Annotated in this window: 19 protein-coding genes and 1 riboswitch; of the genes, 15 read left to right on the forward strand and 4 right to left on the reverse strand. The window is 36.9% G+C overall.

What is annotated here, in order from left to right; translation table 11 throughout:
• Nucleotides 1–345: 345 nt before the first annotated feature.
• Complete coding sequence (locus ACQKOF_RS10100; RefSeq protein ID WP_427556427.1) at nucleotides 346–1329, forward strand: tRNA dihydrouridine synthase; 984 nt, start codon at nucleotides 346–348, stop codon at nucleotides 1327–1329.
• A gap of 405 nt (nucleotides 1330–1734) precedes the next feature.
• Here the strand turns inward: ACQKOF_RS10100 and ACQKOF_RS10105 are convergent, their stop codons facing one another.
• Entirely contained in the window at nucleotides 1735–2460 is a 726-nt protein-coding gene (locus ACQKOF_RS10105; RefSeq protein WP_427556200.1) for a FadR/GntR family transcriptional regulator, read from the reverse strand.
• A 248-nt stretch (nucleotides 2461–2708) separates the two neighbouring features.
• Between ACQKOF_RS10105 and ACQKOF_RS10110 the strand changes: the two genes are divergently transcribed.
• The 3 genes from ACQKOF_RS10110 (at nucleotide 2709) to ACQKOF_RS10120 (ending at nucleotide 6693) form a co-directional block, all read left to right on the forward strand.
• A complete protein-coding gene (locus tag ACQKOF_RS10110; RefSeq protein ID WP_427556202.1) occupies nucleotides 2709–4094 on the forward strand; it encodes an FAD-binding oxidoreductase in 1386 nt (461 codons plus the stop codon).
• A gap of 11 nt (nucleotides 4095–4105) precedes the next feature.
• Nucleotides 4106–5089 carry a bile acid:sodium symporter family protein gene (locus ACQKOF_RS10115; protein WP_427556205.1) on the forward strand — a complete coding sequence of 328 codons (984 nt, stop codon included), beginning with the start codon at nucleotides 4106–4108 and terminating at the stop codon, nucleotides 5087–5089.
• 389 nt (nucleotides 5090–5478) lie between these two features.
• A complete protein-coding gene (locus tag ACQKOF_RS10120; RefSeq protein WP_427556207.1) occupies nucleotides 5479–6693 on the forward strand; it encodes an MFS transporter in 1215 nt (404 codons plus the stop codon).
• A gap of 200 nt (nucleotides 6694–6893) precedes the next feature.
• Here the strand turns inward: ACQKOF_RS10120 and ACQKOF_RS10125 are convergent, their stop codons facing one another.
• Nucleotides 6894–7091 carry a small, acid-soluble spore protein, alpha/beta type gene (locus ACQKOF_RS10125; protein ID WP_370046452.1) on the reverse strand — a complete coding sequence of 66 codons (198 nt, stop codon included), beginning with the start codon at nucleotides 7089–7091 and terminating at the stop codon, nucleotides 6894–6896.
• Between the two features lie 206 nt (nucleotides 7092–7297).
• On the opposite strand from ACQKOF_RS10125, the gene ACQKOF_RS10130 reads away from it, so the two are divergent.
• From ACQKOF_RS10130 to ACQKOF_RS10165, 8 genes are all read left to right on the forward strand, one after another.
• On the forward strand, nucleotides 7298–7792 hold the full coding sequence (locus tag ACQKOF_RS10130; protein ID WP_427556210.1) for a DUF1456 family protein: 495 nt from the start codon (nucleotides 7298–7300) through the stop codon (nucleotides 7790–7792).
• 266 nt (nucleotides 7793–8058) lie between these two features.
• Complete coding sequence (locus ACQKOF_RS10135) at nucleotides 8059–8256, forward strand: hypothetical protein (RefSeq protein ID WP_370046449.1); 198 nt, start codon at nucleotides 8059–8061, stop codon at nucleotides 8254–8256.
• 355 nt (nucleotides 8257–8611) lie between these two features.
• A riboswitch (cyclic di-GMP riboswitch) is annotated at nucleotides 8612–8697 on the forward strand.
• Between the two features lie 107 nt (nucleotides 8698–8804).
• Nucleotides 8805–10547, forward strand: a complete 1743-nt coding sequence (locus tag ACQKOF_RS10140) for a methyl-accepting chemotaxis protein (protein WP_427556212.1) — start codon at nucleotides 8805–8807, stop codon at nucleotides 10545–10547.
• Nucleotides 10544–11299, forward strand: coding sequence for an SDR family NAD(P)-dependent oxidoreductase (locus ACQKOF_RS10145; protein ID WP_427556215.1), 756 nt, complete (start codon nucleotides 10544–10546; stop codon nucleotides 11297–11299). Before ACQKOF_RS10140 ends, ACQKOF_RS10145 begins: the two co-directional genes overlap by 4 nt.
• A 24-nt stretch (nucleotides 11300–11323) precedes the next feature.
• Nucleotides 11324–12820, forward strand: a complete 1497-nt coding sequence (locus ACQKOF_RS10150; RefSeq protein ID WP_427556218.1) for a sodium:solute symporter family protein — start codon at nucleotides 11324–11326, stop codon at nucleotides 12818–12820.
• 136 nt (nucleotides 12821–12956) lie between these two features.
• Nucleotides 12957–13196, forward strand: a complete 240-nt coding sequence (locus ACQKOF_RS10155; protein ID WP_427556220.1) for a hypothetical protein — start codon at nucleotides 12957–12959, stop codon at nucleotides 13194–13196.
• Between the two features lie 42 nt (nucleotides 13197–13238).
• Entirely contained in the window at nucleotides 13239–13478 is a 240-nt protein-coding gene (locus ACQKOF_RS10160) for a hypothetical protein (RefSeq protein ID WP_427556223.1), read from the forward strand.
• Between the two features lie 86 nt (nucleotides 13479–13564).
• Nucleotides 13565–14251 (forward strand): hypothetical protein, encoded by a 687-nt coding sequence (locus ACQKOF_RS10165; RefSeq protein ID WP_427556226.1) that lies wholly within the window; start codon nucleotides 13565–13567, stop codon nucleotides 14249–14251.
• 162 nt (nucleotides 14252–14413) lie between these two features.
• Here ACQKOF_RS10165 and ACQKOF_RS10170 read toward each other — a convergent pair whose 3' ends face one another.
• Both ACQKOF_RS10170 and ACQKOF_RS10175 read right to left on the reverse strand, forming a co-directional pair.
• Nucleotides 14414–16108, reverse strand: coding sequence for a methyl-accepting chemotaxis protein (locus ACQKOF_RS10170; protein WP_427556229.1), 1695 nt, complete (start codon nucleotides 16106–16108; stop codon nucleotides 14414–14416).
• Between the two features lie 446 nt (nucleotides 16109–16554).
• Nucleotides 16555–17550: a M23 family metallopeptidase gene (locus ACQKOF_RS10175; protein ID WP_427556232.1), complete on the reverse strand. Its 996-nt coding sequence runs from the start codon at nucleotides 17548–17550 to the stop codon at nucleotides 16555–16557.
• Between the two features lie 540 nt (nucleotides 17551–18090).
• Between ACQKOF_RS10175 and ACQKOF_RS10180 the strand changes: the two genes are divergently transcribed.
• The 3 genes from ACQKOF_RS10180 to ACQKOF_RS10190 all read left to right on the forward strand — a co-directional run bounded on the left by ACQKOF_RS10180 (nucleotide 18091) and on the right by ACQKOF_RS10190 (nucleotide 22734).
• A complete protein-coding gene (locus ACQKOF_RS10180; protein ID WP_427556429.1) occupies nucleotides 18091–19986 on the forward strand; it encodes a PrkA family serine protein kinase in 1896 nt (631 codons plus the stop codon).
• A 158-nt stretch (nucleotides 19987–20144) separates the two neighbouring features.
• Nucleotides 20145–21302, forward strand: coding sequence for a sporulation protein YhbH (yhbH, locus tag ACQKOF_RS10185; RefSeq protein WP_427556234.1), 1158 nt, complete (start codon nucleotides 20145–20147; stop codon nucleotides 21300–21302).
• A gap of 28 nt (nucleotides 21303–21330) precedes the next feature.
• Nucleotides 21331–22734, forward strand: coding sequence for a SpoVR family protein (locus tag ACQKOF_RS10190; RefSeq protein WP_427556237.1), 1404 nt, complete (start codon nucleotides 21331–21333; stop codon nucleotides 22732–22734).
• The last annotated feature ends 23 nt before the right edge of the window (nucleotides 22735–22757 follow it).

A 22757-nucleotide genomic window follows, 5' to 3' on the forward strand; every position in this document is an offset into this window, starting at 1 on the left:
AGAACGTGGGTTTGATATCAAAGGGTTTTAATTCGATTGCTTTATGATAAATTAACCGTTATCTTGAATTGCTTTTTTATGTTTTTGGAATAAAGTGTCCACTATTCGGGGTTCAGTTCAAAAATCTATGCCATCTGCTTTTAGTTTATAAACATATCATTCAGGACCGATTTTCGTTAAAATAAACATTGCTGATTTTTACAAATTATAAATGTCAAATGTATTTGTGTTTGATAATAAGTTATTAAGCATGATATAAGTGTAAATGAAGTGGAGCATTCGGCGTTATATTGTTTGACCGAGAGTTTGAAGTTGTATCCATATTGAGAGGAATTGAGTTTGAAAATGATAGATAATTTTTGGCGTGATTTACCACGACCATTTTTTGTACTTGCACCAATGGAAGATGTGACAGATGTTGTTTTTCGTCACGTAGTAAATGAAGCCGGTCGACCGGATGTATTTTTCACAGAGTTTACAAACTCGGATAGTTATTGTCATCCAGAGGGCATGAAAAGTGTGCGTGGCCGTTTGATTTTTACAGAAGATGAACAGCCAATGGTGGCACATATTTGGGGGGATAATCCTGAATATTTCCGTCAAATGAGTATAGGTATGGCGGAGCTAGGTTTTAAAGGCATCGATATTAATATGGGCTGTCCTGTACCGAATGTGGCATCGAGAGGGAAAGGTAGTGGCCTTATTTTGCGTCCAGACGTTGCGGCAGAGCTTATTCAAGCAGCAAAAGCGGGCGGACTGCCTGTCAGCGTGAAAACACGACTTGGCTTTAAAGAGGTAAATGAGTGGGAGGAGTGGCTAACGCATATTTTAAAACAGGATATTGCGAACCTTTCTATTCATTTACGTACAAGAAAGGAAATGAGCCAAGTAGATGCGCATTGGGAGCTAATTCCGGAAATTAAAAAATTACGTGACCGTATCGCACCAAATACGCTACTAACAATCAATGGTGACATTCCTGACCGTCAAACTGGGCAGCAGCTTGCTGAACAATATGGTATTGATGGCGTTATGATCGGGCGAGGTATTTTTAAAAATCCTTTTGCCTTTGAAAAAGAGCCAAAAGAGCATAGCAGTAAAGAGTACCTTGATCTTTTAAGACTGCAGCTTGATCTTCAAGATCAATATGCAGAAGTACTACCACGTTCCATCACAGGGCTCCATCGCTTTTTCAAAATTTATGTTAAAGGATTCCGTGGCGCTGGTGAATTAAGAAATCAATTGATGAACACGAAATCAACAGATGAAGTGCGTTCATTGCTCGATAACTTTGGAAATGAGTGGGACGGGGACAATGAGATGATGTAACTCTTCAAACGTTAGAGGAAAAATGATTCACACCACCTCGTGTGTACTTCCCCTTCTATTGCCACATACACTCTGCACATTGTGAAGCGGTGGCGTCAGAATTGTAAAACAATAATAAACTCTTTTCAACAAAATAAAAATTGCCTTTTCAGGATCGGTTCAGTTAAAATAAGCTTTTCTTATTTTGGGTCTTTATCAAAAATATCCCGGATTTGATTCAATACAAATCCGGGTCTTTTTGTGGAATAATTTAACGTCTTATAGCAAGTTTTTTGGTAGCGAAAGCAAAGCAGTTTCGCTTATTTTATAACGAATTTATTTTAAACCAAATCACGCCGACAAGAGTAATTCAAAACACCTCGTCATTATGAAATATATAGTAGTCTATTAAGAGTAGGTGTGGTTTTAGTCGTGTTGTTCTCTAATATGACTTAAAAGTGACTCTGTCAATTCTCTTCTTATTTGTTTAATATGTTTTTCCATGAGTTGTTTGGCTTGATTTGCATCACCAGCAGCGATTGCCAAGTAAATTTCTTTATGTTCATCAATAGTCTCTTGCGTGCGTTCTAGATCTTTCAAGCGTTGTCTTCGGGTAGCTCGGATTGTATCTTGCATATGTTCGCTTAGGGTTTGAAATAATTGTAAAAATATCGAATTATGTGAAGCGAGAACAATATTGATATGGAAACTTAGGTCAGCTTGAATTCCTAATTCTACATCATTTTTAACTCGGTCCATCATTTCTAATGCTTTACCAATTCGTTCTAGGTCTTCAGAAGTGGCTCTTTGTGAAGCTAAAAAGGCACATTCTACTTCAAGTGCTTGGCGAAGCTCTAACATTTCATATATTAGTTTTTTTTCAGTTTTTATGATTGTAGATGAAAGCTCTTCTCCTAATGAATGGCATTCTGGCGTTTTGATAAAGCTGCCACTGCCTTGTTTAATTTCAATAATTCCTTTTATTTCAAGCTTTCGAAGTGCCTCTCTAACTGATGTTCGACTTACATTAAAACGACTCGCTAATTCTCTTTCCGTCGGGAGTTTTTCTCCAGGCTGTAATTCCCCATTTAAAAAATATTCCCTTATTTGATCAACAATTACTTGATATGCTTTTTTCTTTAGTTGTGGCATTACCTATGTCCCACCCCTCGAATACATAGTACTATAAACGCTTTAATCATACAGAAATACTTAATGATTATCAATTCAAGAAAAATAATAATTATTGATATTTTCAGAATATTTAGTACAATTATAAAAGGTTGGACCAATTTTAAGAATAGGGGAAATTGGTATGACATATATATTTATAATTCAAACAACCAAAATTCCATTAACAAGTACTTTGGAAGAATGAGAGTAAAAAGGGGGAGCATAAAATGATTGCAACAAATGAAGAATTGGTGATTGCTCTACGGAGTGTTCTTACAGAAAGTCAAGTAACGGTCAATCAAACGATATTAGAACAACATAGCAGTGATGAATCGTATCATAGTGCCAGTCTACCGGATATTGTTGTGTTTCCGACAACGACGGAAGAAGTGAGTATTATAGTAAACATAGCAAACCAATACAAAGTACCGATAGTACCCTTTGGAAGAGGAACAAGCTTAGAAGGGCATGTTATTCCTTATGACCATGGGATAACGATTGATTTTTCCCTCATGAACAAAATATTAGAAGTTAGGGAGAAGGACTTTCTTGTAAAAGTTCAACCTGGGGTTACGCGTTCTCAGTTGAATAAAGAGTTGAAAAAATACGGATTGTTTTTCTCTGTGGATCCGGGAGCTGATGCAACACTTGGGGGTATGGCAGCGACAAATGCTAGTGGAACAACATCTGTTAAATATGGGATTATGCGCGATCAAGTTCGAGATTTAGAGGTTGTTCTCTCGGATGGCACGGTGATTCATACGGGGAATTTAGCAGTAAAATCTTCATCTGGTTATCATTTAAACGGTCTATTTGTAGGGTCTGAGGGAACGCTTGGCTGCTTTACTGAATTGACGCTAAGAGTATATGGAATTCCTGAATATGTTATGGCTGCTCGAGCATCCTTCAAAACAGTCAATGATGCTGTCGAAGCAGTCGTTAGTATTTTACAAGCGGGAATTCCAATTGCAAGAGTTGAACTGGTAGATGAACCTTCAATGAAACAAGTGAACTTGCATAGTAAAACGGCTTATGAGGAACAACCAACCTTATTTTTAGAATTTCAGGGAAATGAAGCCGGCTTAAAGCAGGACGTTGAATTTATGAAGGAGATTGTAACAGCGCATAATTGTAAAAATATCGAATTTGAGACCGATAATGCAGCTCGAAATCAGCTGTGGGAAGCTCGCCATAATTTAGCTTACGCCTATATTCATGGACATCCAGGAAAAAAACTAATGGTGACCGATGTTTGTTTACCGATTTCCGAATTAGCAGGTGCTATTGACCATGCGAGAGAAACACTTAATTTATTTGCGCTTACAGGGGGGATTGTTGGCCACGTCGGTGATGGCAATTTCCATGTTCTTTTAATGATTGATATGAATGATTCTAATGAAATAAAAAAAGCTGATGAATTTAATGAGTTGATTGTGATGTATGCACTTGAACGAGGGGGAACTTGTACAGGAGAGCATGGTGTCGGCATTGGTAAACAGAAATACCAAGAGAAAGAACATGGAAAAGCACTGCTTGTGATGGAAAAGATTAAACAAGCGCTCGATCCTGACGCACTCTTAAATCCAAATAAAATATTAAAAATAAAGAAATAGGGAGTGGGAATATGAAAATTTTAGAAGCCATTAGTACGTTAGCTGGAAAATACTTTGCCGTATGGGTCATCTGTATAGCTGTTATTGCCTTTGTAGCTCCGGATCCATTTTTAATATTTGGGGGATATATCACGATTTTGCTAGGTATTGTTATGTTTGGTATGGGGCTGACGTTAAAAGCGGTTGATTTTAAACTGGTCTTAACGAATCCGGTGCCAGTCATCATTGGTATATGTGCCCAATATATAATCATGCCACTTACCGCTTTTTTAATTGCTTATATTCTGAGCTTACCAGCGGAATTAGCTGCGGGGCTAGTCCTTCTTGGTTCTGTTCCAGGGGGTACTGCTTCGAATGTCATGGTGTATCTAGCTAAAGGCAATGTACCATTATCAATCACAATGACATCTTTTTCGACGTTATTAGCTCCAATTGCAACACCATTAATACTACTATTACTTGCAGGTAAATGGATGCCAGTGGATCCAATGGCAATGTTTATTTCAATTATTCAAGTAATCATTTTCCCAATTATCCTAGGTATTGTTATAAGGAAATTTGCCCCTCAGATCGTAGAAAAAAGCATTAATGTCATTCCTCTTATCTCAGTAGTTGCTATTATGATCATTGTCTCTGCTGTTGTTGCGGGTAATGTTGATAGCATCGCTTCGGCTGGCTCCATTATTTTTACGGCGGTAGTACTCCATAATGCATTCGGATTGCTGCTTGGTTATTTAATAGCTCGTGTATTAGGACTTGATGAAAGTAATCGAAGAGCTATTTCTATTGAAGTTGGCATGCAAAACTCGGGTCTAGGTGTAGCGTTAGCCACTGCTCATTTTGGTCCCTTAGCTGCCTTACCTAGTGTTCTTGCCGCTGTTTGGCATAATATTTCCGGTCCGATTCTCGCCACTTATTGGTCTAAAAAACCGGAGAACGTAGAGAAAGAGCTTAATGAACAGATACAGGAAAGCAACGGCACAACTCATATTTAAAAAATGAAATTAGGATAAAAAATATTTGCTGCATAGATCAGTAAAAATCATTATCTCAACTGTCTAAGAGCTGAGGTAATTTTTTCTACTATAAAGCATTGCTTTTTCAATAATAATCTTATAGAATGTAGAACGACATAAATGAACGAAATAAATTTCCTTTAATACGGTCCAGAGAGGCTGAAAAGGGCTACGTGATATTTTAAGGCTATAATATCTTTGATTTGGCATGCCCTTTTGTCTTCTGCGACAGAAGGGCTTTTATTTCGCCAATTAACACCTCTTTTAAAAGGAGTCCCGTGAGGCTTCAAAAGAGAATGGACAAGAATTGTATAATCCATTCGCTCAAAAAGAGATCTTGATCAACAAGAAACTGGAGGATTGTAAGAATGGATTATTGTAAAAAAACAGTGGTAGCTTCAGTAGCTGGCTTAACGTTGGAAGGGATGGACATTATGTTTATTTCCTTTGCGATGACAATGATTATTTCGGAATTTAACATTGATTTTGCAACGGGTGGACTGATTTCTTCCGTAACGAATATTGGTATGCTGTTAGGCGGCATTATTTTTGGAGTTTTAGCTGATAAGTATGGGCGAGTAAAAGTATTTACTTATACCGTCTTGTTGTTTGCGCTTGGTACAGCTTTAACTGGATTAGCAACAAATATTGAACAAATTTATATTTATAGATTTATCGCTGGTCTTGGTGCAGGGGGCGAATACGGCATTGGTATGGCTCTTGTTGCTGAGGCTTGGCCGAAGAATAAGCAAGGAAGAGCCTCTTCATATGTGAGTGTAGGTGCTCAATACGGAGTTATTTTAGCAGCGTTACTAAGTGCCGTTATTCTTCCGACTTTAGGATGGAGGGCTTTATTCTTTGTTGGTGTGTTACCTGTCATTTTCGCATTCATTGTGCGAAAAAATCTTGAGGAATCACCAGAGTGGCTGGCTGCTCAGAAAAATAAAAGAATCAACGAGCAACATGAAAAAGGTAAGTTGGCGCAACTATTTGAAACGCCTCGAACTTCGATGACGACAATCTCATTAATTGTTATGGCAACTGTTCAAATTGCTGGTTACAATGGCTTAATGATTTGGTTGCCATCTATGCTGCAGCAATCTCAAGGTCTATCCGTTTCAAGCTCAGCACTTTGGACAATTAGTACAGCAGTTGGCATGATTATTGGGATGCTAACGTTTGGACGATTTATGGACCGATATGGCGCAAAGTGTGCTTTCGGAATCTTTTTACTTGCCTCTGCATGTGCAGTGTTTTTATACTCCTATGCCACAGGAAGTGTCGCAATTTTAATCGGTGGTGCGATTGTCGGCTTCTTCTCAAACGGCATGTTCGCAGGATATGGAGCTTTAATTAGTAGCTTCTATCCGGTGCAAATTCGAAGTACAGCTACAAATACGATTTTTAACTTCGGTAGAGCAATTGGAGGATTTTCACCAATCTTTGTCGGCTATATTCTTCAAAGTTATGATATGACGGTCGTAATGATCTATTTAGCAGCCTTATATTGCATTTCCTTTATCGTGATGCTAACTCTTAAAAAAGGGACAAGCGAGACTTTACAACCAGTTGAAATTAAATAATAAATCATCAATTAAGCCTCGGTATAATTGCGTCCGGAATCAGTGACATCCGCCGGAGGCATTAACTTCTTTCAGCGGATGTTTTTTGTACCGAAAGCGTAGCGACAGGTACAGATGTTTGGACACCTGCTGAAAGAAGTTAAAACATGAAAGAACGAATTCCAATTAGAAAAAGGGATTCGTTCTTTTTGAATTTATTATTATAATAAACCTTTTGAACGTTTTTCAGCCATTTCTACGAGGCGTTTTGTTATTTCTCCTCCGACTGAACCGTTTGCACGAGAAGAGGCTTCTGGCCCTAATTGTACATTAAATTCTTGTGCGATTTCATATTTTAATTGATTAACAGCTTCATTTACACCAGGAACTAGAAGCTTATTTGAACTACGATTAGCCATTTATCTCACCTCCTTGTGATTAGGATGGTCGAGAGTTAGCTAATCATACATGTTAAAAAATAAAATGCACATTCTAAATACTATAGTAAAGTAACTTTTGGAAAGCTAGCTAAAATTGTGAATGTCTCTGCTATAATAAAGTAATGCTTCAATCTTGAAGATACGATTGTTAGAAGCTCTTTACAGTTAAATTGGAGGTTTTTTAAATGACGAACAATGATATTTTAATTCGTTTAAGATATGCATTAGATATCAAAAATAAAGATATGGTTGAAATTTTTAAGCTAGGCGGCATGGACTTTACGAAGGAAGAAGTATTGAACATGCTTATTAAAGTTAATGATGAGGAAGAAGCACCAGAAGAATACATCAAATGTAATAATAAAATGGTCGAGGCTTTTTTAAATGGATTTATTACATTTAAACGAGGTCCGCAAAAGCCTAAGTCTGGTCAGCCAGAAGGACCACCACCTGTTTCAGGAAAAGAAAGCCCTAATAATATGCTATTAAAGAAAGTGAAGATAGCGTTAGCCTTAACGAGTGACGAGATGCTCGATATTTTATATGATGGAGGCGTTAGCGTTTCGAAAGGCGAATTAGGTGCCATTTTAAGAAATCCAAGTCATCGTAACTATAAAGAATGTGGCGATCGCTTTGTGAGAAATTTTTTAAGAGGGCTGACAGATAAATATAGAGATTAAAAAACGTTCTCTCTAAATTGTCAAGAGTAAATCTTGATGAAGAGCTAATGAATTAATGATCAAAAAAGCAGCTACAATTTTGTAGTTGCTTTTTTGGTGAAGGGATTTGCACAAAAATCTATATTTAGATAAAAATATTCTACAAAAAGCACTTTTTTCTTAGTTGAATGTTGTTGACAATTTGTGACCAAAATGTGTACAATGAAATTGACATAAAGTTGTCACAAAGAGGAAAAATAAATGTTCACGAACAGAGGGGTGCTTTTATGTTTAGTTTAAACATTTTATTAGTTGCTATCGCATGTGTTACGATCCCACTTGTTGTTGCTTCAGTGATGTTAGACATTTTTTATGCAGAAAAGAAACAAGTTCGTTTTTCATTACGCCGTACATCTATGTGGTATTCCTGTATGTTTGCTTTATCATTCATACCGTCAGTCTTATTCATGACACTAACTAAATAACTATCTTTAATATGAATAATCATTTAGGGGTAATTGATTATTTAAAATTATAGTAACAGCTACAATATTGCGTGTAGCTGTTTTTAAATTCTTTCAGCGGGTGTCCAAACACCTGCTGAAATAGAGGAACTCAGTCTAAGAACGTCACGCCCTGTGGCAAATTATCTGTAGCGAAAGCAAAGCGACAGCTATAATTATGCCGAGGCATAATTGATTTGCTCTGAAGAGAATTGTGGACGAGCCGAGAAAATTACGTAATAGTCTTCATTTCATACTAATAGTAAAATAGTAAAAATTATGTGTATTTTAATCTGGTAACATTGACTACTTTTACCCATTGTGTTAATTTGAGGAGGAAAAAGATGGGCAAATCTACTGAAAGGTAGAGACGCAAAGTTACAGGTCTAAGGTAATAAATACTATGATGGCTGAGCTGCAAAGGAGTACTAGTTAAGTACATATATTGCTAGTTATATTCTTTGATGCCTATTTCTTTTGAAATAGGTTATTTTTTTGCCAAAAATACGATAAAGGAGGAAGTAATAATCATGAAGTTGTTGAAAAATGTTTCATTAAAAAACAAACTTTCACTAACGGTTTCTATTATTGTTTTACTTCTAATTGCTATTATTACTACGCAAAGTATTAGAGAATTAAACAATCGAATGTCTGTTGATTTAGAACAAGAGTTGAAAAGTGTTGGTGTATTGACAGCTATGAATCTTGATAGTGATGACATTAAAGATTTATTGACTGAAAAGGGAGAGACTAATGCTAAATTTAAGAAAATTCAAAAACAACTCAATAAGATTCAAGAAGAACAAGGAATTATGAGTTGGAGCTACATTTGGGATGTGAAGGATGCAGGTGGCGTTAACCCTATAGGCTATACTTCTAATTTGAACGACGTATATGAAGCGGGTGAAATCTTTACTGATTTAGCAGATGAACATGTAACAACAGCTAAATTGGCAATTAAAAATAATAGCACTGAGGTAACTGATATTTTCCAAGATCCTTATGGTTCATGGCGAACTGTATTTAGCCCTATTAAAGATGACAATGGCAAGCTCATTGCATTATTAGGTATTGATTATTCTGCGGACTACATAAATACCATCATTAAAACAAGTGTCGTAAAACAAATTGTTATCGCTGTTATTGGAATTTTAATTTTATTAGTTTTACTTTACATAATAATTGATCGTTTATTAAAACCGCTTAAGAAAGTAGTAAATGCTGCAAATCAAGTAGCAAATGGGGAATTAATAAATGTAGATTTAGAAATAACGAAGGACGAAATCGGAAATTTATCTGAATCTATTAATACGATGGTGTCAAATTTACAACATATCATTTTAAATATTAGAAATACATCTGATAACGTTTCTTCTGCTGCTAATCAGCTAACTGTTAATGCAACAGAGACATATAACAGCGCAACAAATATTGCTCAAGACATGGGGGAAATCACGCAAAACGCTGAGGCTTCAATGGTTATGACTGAGGAAACAGCCGCTGCTATGGAGGAAACAGCAACAGGCATTCAGCAAATTGCTGACTCTGCTAATACAGCTGCTGAATCATCTATCTCTTCTTCTCAAGCTTCAGAACGTGGAAATCATGTTGTTCAGCAAGTCGTTGCACAAATGGAGTTGATTAATGATTCTGTTGAACAAATAGGGACAACAATAAACGGATTACATATCAATACGAAAAAAATTAGCGATATCGTAAGCCTTATTACAGCAATAGCGGATCAAACAAACCTACTAGCTTTGAATGCGGCAATCGAAGCTGCTAGAGCAGGAGAGCATGGAAAAGGCTTCGCGGTTGTTGCTGACGAGGTTAGACGATTAGCGGAGCAATCATCACAATCTGCAACGGAAATATACAATTTAATTAGTACAATTCAAGCTGAATCTAACGCTTCCATCACTGTTATGGAAAAAGGTAAAGAAGATGTAAAGGCTGGTATGGTGTTTACAAACGAAGTAGGGGAAATCTTTAAAGAAATTCTCACTTCATCAGAGGAAGTTGCAAGTCAGATTCGCGAAATTTCGGCTGCGTCTCAACAAATTTCTGCTTCATCGGAGGAAGTAGCAGCATCTGTCAATAATATTAAACAATCTGCGGAACAGTCATCTGAATTCTCGTCGAATGTGTCAAACGCAACGCAAGAGCAATTGACGACCATGCAAGAGGTGAAAGAGGCATCTACTTCATTAGGAAAAACAGCAGAAGAATTGCAGGTACTTGTAGCAAAATTCAAATTGGAGAATGATCAATGATGGAAATTAATTTTAAAGGAAAAAATGTACTAATTACAGGTTCAAGTAAAGGAATCGGCAAAGCCATTGCTTTAGGTTTTGCCGAGCAAGGAGCCAATGTATTCATCAATTATATTGGTGATGACAACGAGGCAGAAGAGGTTCGTGCACAAGCAGAAAAGTTTGGTGTAAAGGCTATGAAATTTAATGCAGATGTATCGGATTCTCAGCAAGTTCAAGCTATGTATCAATATATGGACAAACATTTAGGCGATATTGATATTCTTGTCAATAACGCCGGATTCGCACAGGCTTCAAGCATTACGGATTTAACAGATGAGCAGTGGGATAAAATGATAAAAGTTCATTTATACGGTTGCTTCTACAATTGCCGAGAAGCAGCAAAAAGAATGAAAGAACGAAACAAAGGAAAAATTATTAATATTTCTTCTGATATTGGTAGTTTAGGTTGTGAAGAATTTACGCATTATTCTGCTGCAAAGGGTGGCATTAATGCATTTACGAAGGCTTTGGCACGTGAGTTAGCGCCTTCGATATTAGTCAACGCAGTAGCTCCTAGTGGAACATTTACAGACATCCTAAAGGAATTTGGTGAAAATTATGTAGAGGAAGAGTCTGCTAAATATCCGTTAAAACGATTAGCTCAACCAGAAGAAGTCGCAAAGAGTGTATTATTTTTAGCTTCAGAAAATGCGGATTTCTATACGGGTCAAATATTAACGCCTAATGGCGGAGTCGTTATGAACGGATAATGTGGAAAACTAAGGAGCAATACTATGTTAAATATAATCATCTTTAGCTTATACTTAATTTTTATTTATTACATTGGATATAAAGGATACAAACGAGTTAATACTGCGGAGGATTTAATTGTTGCAGGTTGGAGTATGCCTTTATCTGTTGTCACAGGAAGTCTAGTGGCTGCCTTATTAGCTGCCCCATTCTTCTTTGCGGCAGTAGGCTCAGGTTATACAAGTGGTGGCTTTGAAGGCTCAGCGACAATGGGCGGTTTAGGGACTTGTATGATTCTTGGAGCACTTATTTGGACGAAGCCATTACGTAGATTAAAAGGCTGGACATTAGCAGACTACTATGGATTACGATATGGCAGTAAAAAGCTAGGTGCATATACAGGCGTCGTAATGGCGATTGCCTTCGGTGTCTTTAATGCAGCTGCGTTAACAGTTGGTGGCACGTATATTATTCAGCAGCTGTTGCAAATTGATTTCGTTCCGGCAGCAATACTTTTTGTATCATTAACTGCCCTATATTCTGTAATTGGTGGTTTATGGGCTGTAGCCTATACGGAAATTGTTCAGGGGGCACTGGCAGTAGCGGGTATAGTAGGGATTACAATTTTTATCTTATTCTATTATCCTGATGTAACATTTAACCCAGAATGGTGGAATATTAGTGAACTCTTCAATAAGGCTGGAGCAGAGTTTTGGACACTATATCTTGTGTTAGCACTTGGTGATATTCCAGCAGTGGACTTAGGACAAAGGGTAGCCGCAGCGAAAAGTCCAAAAGTAGCACAGCGTAGTATGATTATAGCTGGGACAATTATTATCGCGATCAGCTGGATTCCGGGTATGTTAGGAGAAGCGTTTAAAACGATTTATCCTAATAGTACAAACCCAGAGACGTTAATGCTTGCCTTTGCTCAAGGATATTTCCCACCGTTATTAGCAGCCATCTTTTTAACAGCAATGGCAGCGATGGGGATGTCTACTGTAGCCGCGTGTTATGTTGCGACTTCGGGAATTATCACAAAAAACATTTATTTAGACTTTATTAATCGAAACCCAGATCCTAAAAAATTATTAAGATTTTCAAGACTTATTATTATTTTAAGCGCTATGCTAGGGTTAGTTCTAGCGGTCAGCTTCCAGAAAGTAATTGATTTAGCTTATTTAGCATGGGATATAATTTTCGTAACTATTTTCTGGCCAATCGTTTTAGGCCCATTTTGGAAGCGAGTAAGTACACCTGCCGTTTGGACAAGTATATCTGTCGGGTTAGTATATTACATCATTACAACGTTAACATATGTGCCTAGTCTTCATATCCAATCAGAAGGATTTTTAGGTTTGTTAAATGAGCTGTGGCAGGCACCTGTTTTCTCAGGCGTTGTGATCACAGGCATTACAATTGTTATCGTTAGTTTGCTTATTCCACCTTCGCAACATGTTCTTGAGATGCATAAAATTGAAAAAGATAAGACTTTAGACAATGTTGGTAGTAAAGAGGAATTAATGGAACATTCAAATTGATAATTATTTATAAATAAAAATTTGGGAACATGAGAGCGTTGATTTTTAACGCCCTCGTGTTTTTTTATGCAGAAAACAAACGCAAAAATTTTGCGGTAAGTATTCACATAGGAAATAAAAAATAAGGAGTTCAACGATGAGAAGTAGTTTAAAAATTAAAATGTTAATGGTATTTTCAATTTTACTTGTTATTTCGTGTTTATTGATTAGCTTTTTTATTTATCGTTCTTCATTGGAACTAGTAAAAGAAACAGTTGGTCAGCAAAACGTAAATATGATTGATCAGGCAATCTCAAAGATAGATGTTAAAGGCTATCAAAGTATAGAGATTGGTGCAAAAAAAGATGACTATTTTTATACGTTACAAAAAGAATGAAGCTCTGTTAAAGAGCTTCATAAGGTATCTAGTTTGTATACGATGACTCGGATAAAAAATGGTGTAAACCGTCTTCTACATTTTCTGTTACAACATTCATCGTTTGCACGGGCAGCAAAGGCAACAGAAAGTGTTGTAGACCGTACGATGGAACAAGAAAGATACAATCAAGATATCCTCCATTCTATTTTAAAACTAAATAAAATGGCAGAAGAACTTGAAAAATCCGTTTCAAAGTTTGATGTAGATGTTAGAAACGCAGATAATTCCCATAGAAATTAAGAATGAAATGATAATCGTTAGAATAAAATTTCTATTAGCATGGATGAAATAATCCTATCGATTATCTTTTTGAGGGTGGGATATAGATGAAAACCTTTTTTCTTATATTTCTAGGGATGATCTATTTATTACTAGCGAATTCAGTCGAAACGGCTATATTTAGTAAGGTCTATTTTTTTATTGGTTTAGGATTAGTAATAGTAGGAATTATTCGTTATATTAAAGAACGATATATCTATATCAATACATTAAATGAAATGAAAGAGGCAAGTGAGGAGGAGCTTATGGCTATCCCTCATACACATTGCATCATCTCACATGATTGTTTAAGTGCTTTATTATTAAATGAACCTACAAATACACTTTTCCTCGTAAGTAGAGAAGGTTTAGAAGAAGATTTGATAAAAAAAGAAATTCCATTCAATAAAATATATGAAGTTGCTATAGTAGAGGACGAAATGTATATTGCAAGGACTAGCAATAACTTCATAAGTGGTTCATTACTGAGTGAAGAACTGGATTTAGAAGAAGAGGAATTAGATGAAGAAGACACTGAGTATAACACTGTATCTCAATTGACGTTGAAAATTGTAGCTGATAACTTATCTGACCCTATTCTAGAATATGCTTTTATGGATAACGATGAGCCTATATCAAGAGAAGAGGATGAGTATCAAGAAGCGCTTGAGTTATGTGAGGAATGGTTTCAGAAGATCAGTGTTATTATCAAACGTTATGAGCTTGAAAGGGTACCAATTAGACATTGGCAATAAAATTGTAGAAAAAAGCTATCTCGAACGTAAAGTGTACCCTTTGTAAAGGACATTTTAAACGTAATGTCGAGATAGCTTTTTTTAACTTCTAGGAAAATCTAGAGTGATGATCAGGTATCGTCTCAAAGTGCTTGGGTAAGTCAGAAAAGTGATCAGGTATACCTAAATTTTAAATTGCTGTAATTGGATATTTAGCTCTTCAGCCATACTAGCGAGTTGATTTGCACTCCTTGAAATTTCCTCCATAGTAGCGGCAGTTTCCTCTACAGTTGCGGTTGTTTGTTCTACGCCAGCCGCAGACTCTTGAGTAATAGAAGCCATTTCATCAACGGAGGCATTGATAGACTCGGAATTTTTAGCAACTGAATTTAGATTGCTTGAAATGGTATTTATGTTAAGAATCATGTCTTCAACTGCTTCCGAAATTTGTTCAAATGTTTCATTTGTTTGATTAAGTTGTGTTGTTCCTCTTTTTACTTCCTCATAGCCGGATTGTAGGGCAGTTGTTACATTGCCAGTTTCACCTTGAATACGGTTGACGATTGTTGAAATATCAGTGACAGAGAATTGCACTTGTTCAGCAAGCTTACGAACTTCATCGGCTACAACTGCAAAACCTTTACCGTGCTCTCCTGCACGAGCTGCTTCGATGGCAGCGTTTAAGGCAAGTAAATTTGTTTGATTTGAAATATCATCAATGACTGAAACAAGCTTGGATATTTCAGCAGACTGCACATTTAAGCCTTCAACTTTTTTCACTGAATCTAAAACAATTTCATTAATGGCTGCCATTTGTTGTGTTGATTGTATCATTAAGCCTTTACCTGTAGTTGTTAGTTCTTGTACATGACTTGAATGCTCTTTTAATTCAATGCCTTCCTGTGTTGTTTCAAGAATACTACGCTGAAAAGAAGCCATTGTTTCGACTAAATCTCCTGCTGTAGATGCTTGCGTTTCTGTGCCAGAGGCTAGCTCCTGCATAGTCACGGTGATTTGTTCTGTACCTGATTGTACTTCATTAGAAGATTGGGCCAGCTCTTCGCTACTAGCTGCTACTGTTTCAGAAACAGCATGGATTGATCCTATCGTTTGCTTTAATTTTTCATTCAGATCATTTGCAGAAAGCATTAATTGACCAATCTCATCACGATGAGTTATTGGAAGTAGTTCATGTTGCAAATTACCATCTGCTAATTCGCTCATGCGCTTTGAGACAATCTTAATAGGCTTAGAAATATTGCCAGCAGTGACAATGGCGATTAGGATACCTGCGATCGTCAACACAATGCTAACAATCAGTCCAACTGTTTTATTGCTTAAACTTGTTGATACTACGTCATCTCCTATCTTAGTAATGGCATCTGAGCGTGTATTGGCTAATTCTTCATAACCAATACGAACTTCAGTTACAAGATTATTGATAGCTGTTAAATTTTTTAATGCTAAATCTTTTTCACCTTTTTTATAAACATCAAATACTTCGGCATTTACGCGATTGCTCCATGTACGTGCCATTTCTACTAGCGCCTCACGCTCAGGCGTATTTACGTATTTCTCCACAATACTATTGCTTTCCTCAGCAATTTGACGATATTCATTAAAAGTTTCTATGTATTTTTCATCACCAGATACAACATAACTCAAAGCTGCAGAGAGACGAACACTCATAGACATTGCTAAATTTTTACTTGCAGTTAAGACGATTAAATCTTCTTTCACTAAACCTTCTGCTTGTTTTTCCATCTTATTATTAGAAACGTAAGTATAGGTTGTAAAACAAACAACTAATACTAACAAAAGAAGAAATGCACTTAATATTCGAGCTTTAAGTGTTTTAAACTGAAAAATACCTTTCATCTTTCCCCACCCTTTGCTAATTTTCAATGGTATAAATTGTTATAGTACAAATATTATTTTATAACTAAACCTTTATATAAATAAGCCCTTTTAATGGAAAAGTGAAAAATAGTTTTTTAGTACAATAACATTTTGATGTTAATGAAGTAGGTAGTTAAAAATATGTGTCTTTAGTGCAATTATGGAATTTTTTTATTAGCTTTATGTATTTTTTCCTACTTAATGAAAAAGCACTTGCTGCAAAAGTGCACCAAGCGCTCCGAAAATATCTTCATTCAGCACCTCTCACCTTGGAAGGTAGCGAGATGGAGGTAGGATTTTTTTCAGTGGATGTCCAAACACCAACTGAATGAAGATAGCCTCCGGCGGATGTCACGGATTTTAAAAGGGATGAATTGTGTGAGCACAATTTAAAATCCGGACACAATTTGCCAAGGCGTAATTGATTATTGTTTCGCTTTTTTAGCAATTCGTTCCCATTGTAGTAATGATGGATATGGATCAAATGCCCATTCTGTACGTCCATTGAACTTATATATACCGTAGTGAAGATGAGGAGGGAATTTTCCGGACGTCCCTTCTTTACCGTAGCCAGAGCTACCAACATAACCGAGAACAGTGCCAGGTTCGACAAGGTCTCCTACTTTAATCTTTTTATTATAACTACCAAGATGGGCATAATAATGATATGAATTATGATTATCTCGAATTCCTATGCGCCAACCACCAAATTGGTTCCAGCCCTTTATTTCCACTACTCCATAAGAGGTAGAAACTACTGGAGTACCATAGCTAGCGAAAATATCTGTTCCTTCATGAATACGGCGTCCACCCCAGCCCCTATTGGCACCCCATGTACTCCGATAGCTGTAATCGTAATTAGTAGGGATTGGGAATGTGTGGGCATCGAGTTCAGTTGTTTTGAAATGGCTATACATTTTGGAAATGGTGGAAATTTGATTTACGGCCTGTTCACTTCCGTAATATTCCCATAAAGCTAATTTAAAGTCCTCATCAGTTGTTCCAAATTTACTTAAAAAAGTAGCCATGGAGAATATGATATCAACATCATCCTTAGGACTAGCAACTCCATCACCATTGCCATCTAGCCCCATTCCGCCAAAGTAACTAATTGTATCTGGGCGAGTATCATCTCTTACAGGATTTAAAGCACCTGACCAATATTCATCAGAAAATTGAATGGCAATGATACCATCGCGTTTTGGAATATCTTTACGAACTGATTGCAAATTGCGTTCATATTGGTCAATGGCTGCTAAGAAATGCCACGGAATGAATAATTCGTCAAATTGTACGTAATAAGCCATACGTTGCTGAACAATTTCTTCTTGGGTAGGTTCTTCTTTTGCTAAAGCAACAGTGGGGAGAGTAAAGCTCCATAAAAACATCCATGATAAAAGGAATATAAAATGGCGATTCAATAATGGACCTCCTTTCTAACGTTAGAATAACCGAATTTTTTATCTTCATTCAGCACTTTTTGTGGGAAAACGAAGCGGTAGAAATGAGCAATTTTTTGTGATAAAAACGGGCTCATAGCGTAGGGTTGATTTCCGTTCCGACTGGGCGCGTCGGGGCAACAAATGTTTTCTGTGCGAAAGCGAAGTGTCAGCGACAGGAGGTTGGTCATGAAGGCGTTATCACAGGACGTGATGGTTTTAGCCTTCGTTCCCCTCCCGCTTCGCTCCAGGGTCTAGTCGCCCAGTCTCCACTTCAATCAACTTATTCTCAAGGAGTATCTTTTAACAAATGTCATCCTAACTTTGGTGATGAAACAAAAAACGTCAGGTGAAACGAGTAAGTTTAAAACATTCTTTTTGTTTGACTTTGAATTCCATTATTCTGTAGGAAGAAAATTATTGTCAATAAGAAGAAACTTCGACAAAGAAAAAGTATTGGGTATCATAATGTCATTTCCTTCATACTATGTTATAAATCAAGCCCTGAATGGAGGGAAGGCTATCAACATTTTAGATAAAGTGAAAAGCTATCGCGAAGAAGAAAATCAATTGAAGTGGGAAGGTACATTTGCAGATTACTTAAACATCATCAAGGAAAGACCTGAAGTTGCTCAAACAGCCCATTCACGCGTCTACAATATGATCAAAAATAGTGGTGTAGAGGAACGCGATGGGCAAAAAATGTATGAATTTTTTGGGCAAGAAATTTTTGGGCTTGAAACAGCAATTGAAAGACTGGTGGAGGAATATTTCCATCCAGCAGCACGAAGATTGGATGTTAGGAAACGTATTTTGTTATTAATGGGACCAGTAAGTGGTGGTAAATCAACAATAGTGACCTTGTTGAAACGCGGACTTGAGCAATTTTCGCGAACAGATGAAGGCGCAGTTTTCGCAATTAAGGGATGTCCAATGCATGAAGATCCTCTACATTTAATTCCACATCATTTACGTAATGATTTTTACGAGGAGTATGGTATACGAATTGAAGGAAGTTTATCGCCTTTAAATACGATGCGTCTTGAAAAGGAGTATGATGGACGTATTGAAAATGTGATGATTGAACGTATTACTTTTTCTGAAGACAAACGTGTGGGCATAGGAACATTTACGCCATCAGATCCAAAATCACAGGATATTGCTGATTTAACAGGTAGTATTGATTTCTCTACAATCGGAGAATTTGGTTCAGAATCTGACCCTCGTGCATATCGTTTTGACGGTGAGCTAAATAAGGCAAATAGGGGTATGATGGAATTCCAAGAAATGTTAAAGCTTGATGAAAAATTCTTATGGAATCTTTTGTCGTTAACGCAGGAAGGTAATTTTAAGGCAGGTCGATTTGCATTAATTAGTGCAGATGAGCTAATTGTTGCGCATACTAACGAAACGGAGTATCGTTCATTTATTTCAAATAAAAAGAATGAGGCGTTACATTCCCGTATTATTGTCATGCCGATTCCGTATAACTTAAAAGTTAGTCAGGAAGAATTGATTTACGAAAAAATGATTAAAGAAAGCGATATGGCACATGTTCATATTGCGCCACATGCATTGAAGGCCGCAGCAATCTTTTCGGTTCTAACAAGATTGGAAGTACCGAAAAAACAAGGTGTGGACCTTATAAAAAAAATGCGACTGTACGACGGAGAAAATGTGGAGGGATTTAATTCCGTTGACTTAGAGGAGCTGAAAAAAGAGTTTCCGAATGAAGGCATGAACGGTATTGATCCACGGTATATTATTAATCGTATTTCTTCTGCTATTATTCGAAAAGAGGTACCATCTATTAATGCGTTAGATGTTCTGCGTTCACTAAAGGATGGACTTGACCAACATGCTTCAATTTCTCAGGAAGATCGAGAAAAATATATAAACTATATTGCAGTTGCTCGAAGAGAATATGATGAAATTGCCAAGAATGAAGTGCAAAAAGCTTTCGTTTATTCGTATGAAGAGTCTGCAAAAACATTAATGAATAATTATCTTGATAATGTAGAAGCGTTTTGTAATAAAAATAAAATTTTCGATCCATTGACTGGTGAAGAAATGAATCCAGATGAAAAATTAATGCGCTCTATTGAGGAGCAAATTGGCATTTCGGAAAATGCGAAAAAAGCATTCCGTGAGGAGATATTAATTCGTATTTCTGCTTATGCTCGAAAAGGTAAGCGTTTTGACTATAATTCTCATGAAAGATTACGAGAAGCCATACAGAAGAAACTATTTGCGGATCTTAAGGATGTCGTGAAAATTACAACATCCTCAAAAATGCCGGATGAATCACAGCTGAAGAAGATTAATGAGGTTGTGGCAAGACTTGTTGATGAGCATGGCTATAATACAACATCTGCTAATGAATTATTGCAGTATGTAGGTAGTCTGTTGAATCGTTAGTGGCTTTGACCTATTCAGTGAAAACTATAAGACTATTGATAGGAATGAATAGGAGTGTCCCATTTTAGGGCACTCCTTTTATCTTCATTTAAGTTCAAGAAAGCGAATGACTAGCATAGTATAGAAAAAGCGAATTTGATAGATGGGTGAGGATAAAAATGACTGAAAACGAAAATAAACGCTTTGCCATTTCTCAGGAAAATTGGTCCCTCCATCGTAAAGGGCACCAGGACCAGCAACGGCATATGGAAAAAGTAAAAGATGCTATTAAGAATAATTTACCCGATTTAGTTAGTGAAGAAAGCATTGTCATGTCCAATGGTCGTGAGGTTATTAAAATTCCTATACGTTCACTTGATGAATATAAAATACGATATAACTATGATAACTCCAAGCATGTTGGGCAAGGGCAAGGGGGCAGTAATGTAGGTGATGTGATTGCGCGTGATGCCAGCAAAGGCAATCAGGCTAATGGTAAAGGAAAAGAAGCTGGTGACAAGCCAGGCCAGGATTATTATGAAGCTGAAGTAAGCATTGAAGAGATTCAAAATGTGTTATTTAACGAGCTTGAGTTACCAAACCTACAGCAGAAAGAAAAAGCGGATATTAAAACGGAAAAAATTGAGTTTAACGATATTCGGAAAAAAGGTTTAATGGGAAATGTCGATAAAAAGCGCACAATCCTCAATGCGATAAAGCGTAATGCTATGCAAGGAAAACCAGAAATTACACCGATTCACAATGATGACCTACGTTTTAAAACGTGGGATGAAGTGGAAAAACCTGAATCGAAGGCAGTGGTCCTTGCCATGATGGATACAAGTGGCTCAATGGGCTCCTTCGAAAAATATTGCGCTAGAAGCTTTTTCTTTTGGATGACCAAATTTTTGCGCTCCAAATATGAAACAGTGGAAATTGAGTTTATTGCACATCATACCGAGGCAAAAGTAGTAACAGAAGAGGAATTTTTCACGAAGGGAGAAAGTGGTGGAACAATTTGTTCATCTGCCTATATAAAGGCATTGGAGCTAATTCGGGAAAAGTATAACCCTGCTCGCTATAATATTTATCCAGTACATTTTTCAGATGGTGAAAATATATCAATGGATAATGAAAAGTGCTTAAAGCTAGTGGGAGAGTTAATGGATGTATCAAGCATGTTTGGATACGGTGAAGTCAATCAGCATAACCGCTTTTCAACACTTATGTACACATACAAAAAAATAGATGACCCTAAATTTAGATATCATATTTTGAGAAAAAAAGGCGATGTGTACGATGCCTTAAAGAGCTTTTTCAAAAAAAGTGAATCTTAAATCATGTTCAAAGGAGAGGACTAAAAAAGTGGAGAAAAAAGAGCTTGAACGAGCGATTGATGAAATTACAGAAATTGCCTCAAGCTTTGGCTTAGATTTCTTTCCAATGCGCTATGAAATTTGTCCGGCAGATATTATTTATACATTTGGCGCATATGGTATGCCTACTCGATTTTCGCATTGGAGCTTCGGCAAACAGTTCCATAAAATGAAGCTTCAATATGATTTAGGGCTAAGTCAAATCTATGAGCTAGTGATTAACTCAAACCCATGCTATGCATTTTTACTTGATACAAATACGTTAACACAAAATAAATTAATTATTGCGCATGTATTGGCTCACTGCGATTTCTTTAAAAATAATGTACGCTTTTCCAATACTAGAAGAGATATGGTGGAGAGTATGACTGCAACAGCTGAACGGATAGCTGGCTATGAAAGAGAATATGGAAAGGATGAGGTCGAACAGTTTTTAGATGCGGTTTTAGCGATTCAGGAGCATATCGATCCATCCCTTTTACGACCAAAATTGTCTTGGAATACAGAAGATGAACTTGAAGAGGAAATTACTCAAGCAAAATCACCGTATGATGATCTATGGCGTTTAGATGATAAGGAAAAAGAGTATAAATCGGTAAGGCGAAAAATAAAGCAATTCCCGCCAAAACCAGAAAAAGATATATTGCTATTTTTAGAGGAGCATAGTCGAGAGCTCGAGGACTGGCAGCGAGATATATTAACGATGATGCGTGAGGAAATGCTCTATTTTTGGCCACAATTAGAGACAAAAATTATGAATGAGGGTTGGGCTTCCTTTTGGCATCAACGTATCATGCGGGAGCTTAAGCTGACAACAGCGGAAACGATTGAATTTGCGAAGTTAAATGCAGGTGTTGTTCAGCCTTCAAAGACATCCATTAATCCTTATTACCTTGGTGTGAAAATATTTGAGGACATTGAAGAGCGCTATAATCAGCCAACGGAAGAGATGAGGAAGCTAGGTGTACAACCGAACTCTGGGCGGGAGAAAATGTTTGAGGTTAGAGAGATAGAGTCAGATATATCCTTTATCCGCAATTATTTAACGAAGGATTTAGCAAAGCGAGAGGATCTTTATTTGTTCCAGAAAAAGGGCAATGAATACCGTATTACAGATAAGGATTATGAAATGGTACGAGATCAGCTCGTATCGATGCGTGTAAACGGGGGTTTCCCATATATCGTCGTTAAAAATGGGGATTACCTTCGCAACGGAGAGCTCTATTTAGTGCATGGCTATGAGGGAATGGAGCTCGATCCACGCTATTTAGAAAACGTTTTGCCATATATTTACCAGCTATGGGGTCGTCCTGTTCATGTAGAAACATATGTGGATGGAAAGCCAATGCTGTATTCATATGATGGTACAAAAAATTATAAACGCAATGTGTGAGGCGTGATTCCTTGGTGGATAAC

Source organism: Lysinibacillus sp. NPDC093190 (assembly GCF_050280425.1).
Lineage (GTDB): Bacteria > Bacillota > Bacilli > Bacillales_A > Planococcaceae > Lysinibacillus.

Excerpts from the sequence above, each read along its gene's own strand:
- ACQKOF_RS10170 (WP_427556229.1), bottom strand. The coding sequence starts at position 16,108 with ATGAAAGGTATTTTTCAGTTTAAAACACTTAAAGCTCGAATATTAAGT.
- ACQKOF_RS10105 (WP_427556200.1), bottom strand. The coding sequence starts at position 2,460 with ATGCCACAACTAAAGAAAAAAGCATATCAAGTAATTGTTGATCAAATA.
- ACQKOF_RS10155 (WP_427556220.1), top strand. The coding sequence starts at position 12,957 with ATGAGAAGTAGTTTAAAAATTAAAATGTTAATGGTATTTTCAATTTTA.
- ACQKOF_RS10135 (WP_370046449.1), top strand. The coding sequence starts at position 8,059 with ATGTTTAGTTTAAACATTTTATTAGTTGCTATCGCATGTGTTACGATC.
- ACQKOF_RS10125 (WP_370046452.1), bottom strand. The coding sequence starts at position 7,091 with ATGGCTAATCGTAGTTCAAATAAGCTTCTAGTTCCTGGTGTAAATGAA.
- yhbH (WP_427556234.1), top strand. The coding sequence starts at position 20,145 with ATGACTGAAAACGAAAATAAACGCTTTGCCATTTCTCAGGAAAATTGG.
- ACQKOF_RS10145 (WP_427556215.1), top strand. The coding sequence starts at position 10,544 with ATGATGGAAATTAATTTTAAAGGAAAAAATGTACTAATTACAGGTTCA.
- ACQKOF_RS10110 (WP_427556202.1), top strand. The coding sequence starts at position 2,709 with ATGATTGCAACAAATGAAGAATTGGTGATTGCTCTACGGAGTGTTCTT.
- ACQKOF_RS10120 (WP_427556207.1), top strand. The coding sequence starts at position 5,479 with ATGGATTATTGTAAAAAAACAGTGGTAGCTTCAGTAGCTGGCTTAACG.
- ACQKOF_RS10100 (WP_427556427.1), top strand. The coding sequence starts at position 346 with ATGATAGATAATTTTTGGCGTGATTTACCACGACCATTTTTTGTACTT.
- ACQKOF_RS10165 (WP_427556226.1), top strand. The coding sequence starts at position 13,565 with ATGAAAACCTTTTTTCTTATATTTCTAGGGATGATCTATTTATTACTA.
- ACQKOF_RS10150 (WP_427556218.1), top strand. The coding sequence starts at position 11,324 with ATGTTAAATATAATCATCTTTAGCTTATACTTAATTTTTATTTATTAC.
- ACQKOF_RS10160 (WP_427556223.1), top strand. The coding sequence starts at position 13,239 with ATGACTCGGATAAAAAATGGTGTAAACCGTCTTCTACATTTTCTGTTA.
- ACQKOF_RS10115 (WP_427556205.1), top strand. The coding sequence starts at position 4,106 with ATGAAAATTTTAGAAGCCATTAGTACGTTAGCTGGAAAATACTTTGCC.
- ACQKOF_RS10130 (WP_427556210.1), top strand. The coding sequence starts at position 7,298 with ATGACGAACAATGATATTTTAATTCGTTTAAGATATGCATTAGATATC.
- ACQKOF_RS10140 (WP_427556212.1), top strand. The coding sequence starts at position 8,805 with ATGAAGTTGTTGAAAAATGTTTCATTAAAAAACAAACTTTCACTAACG.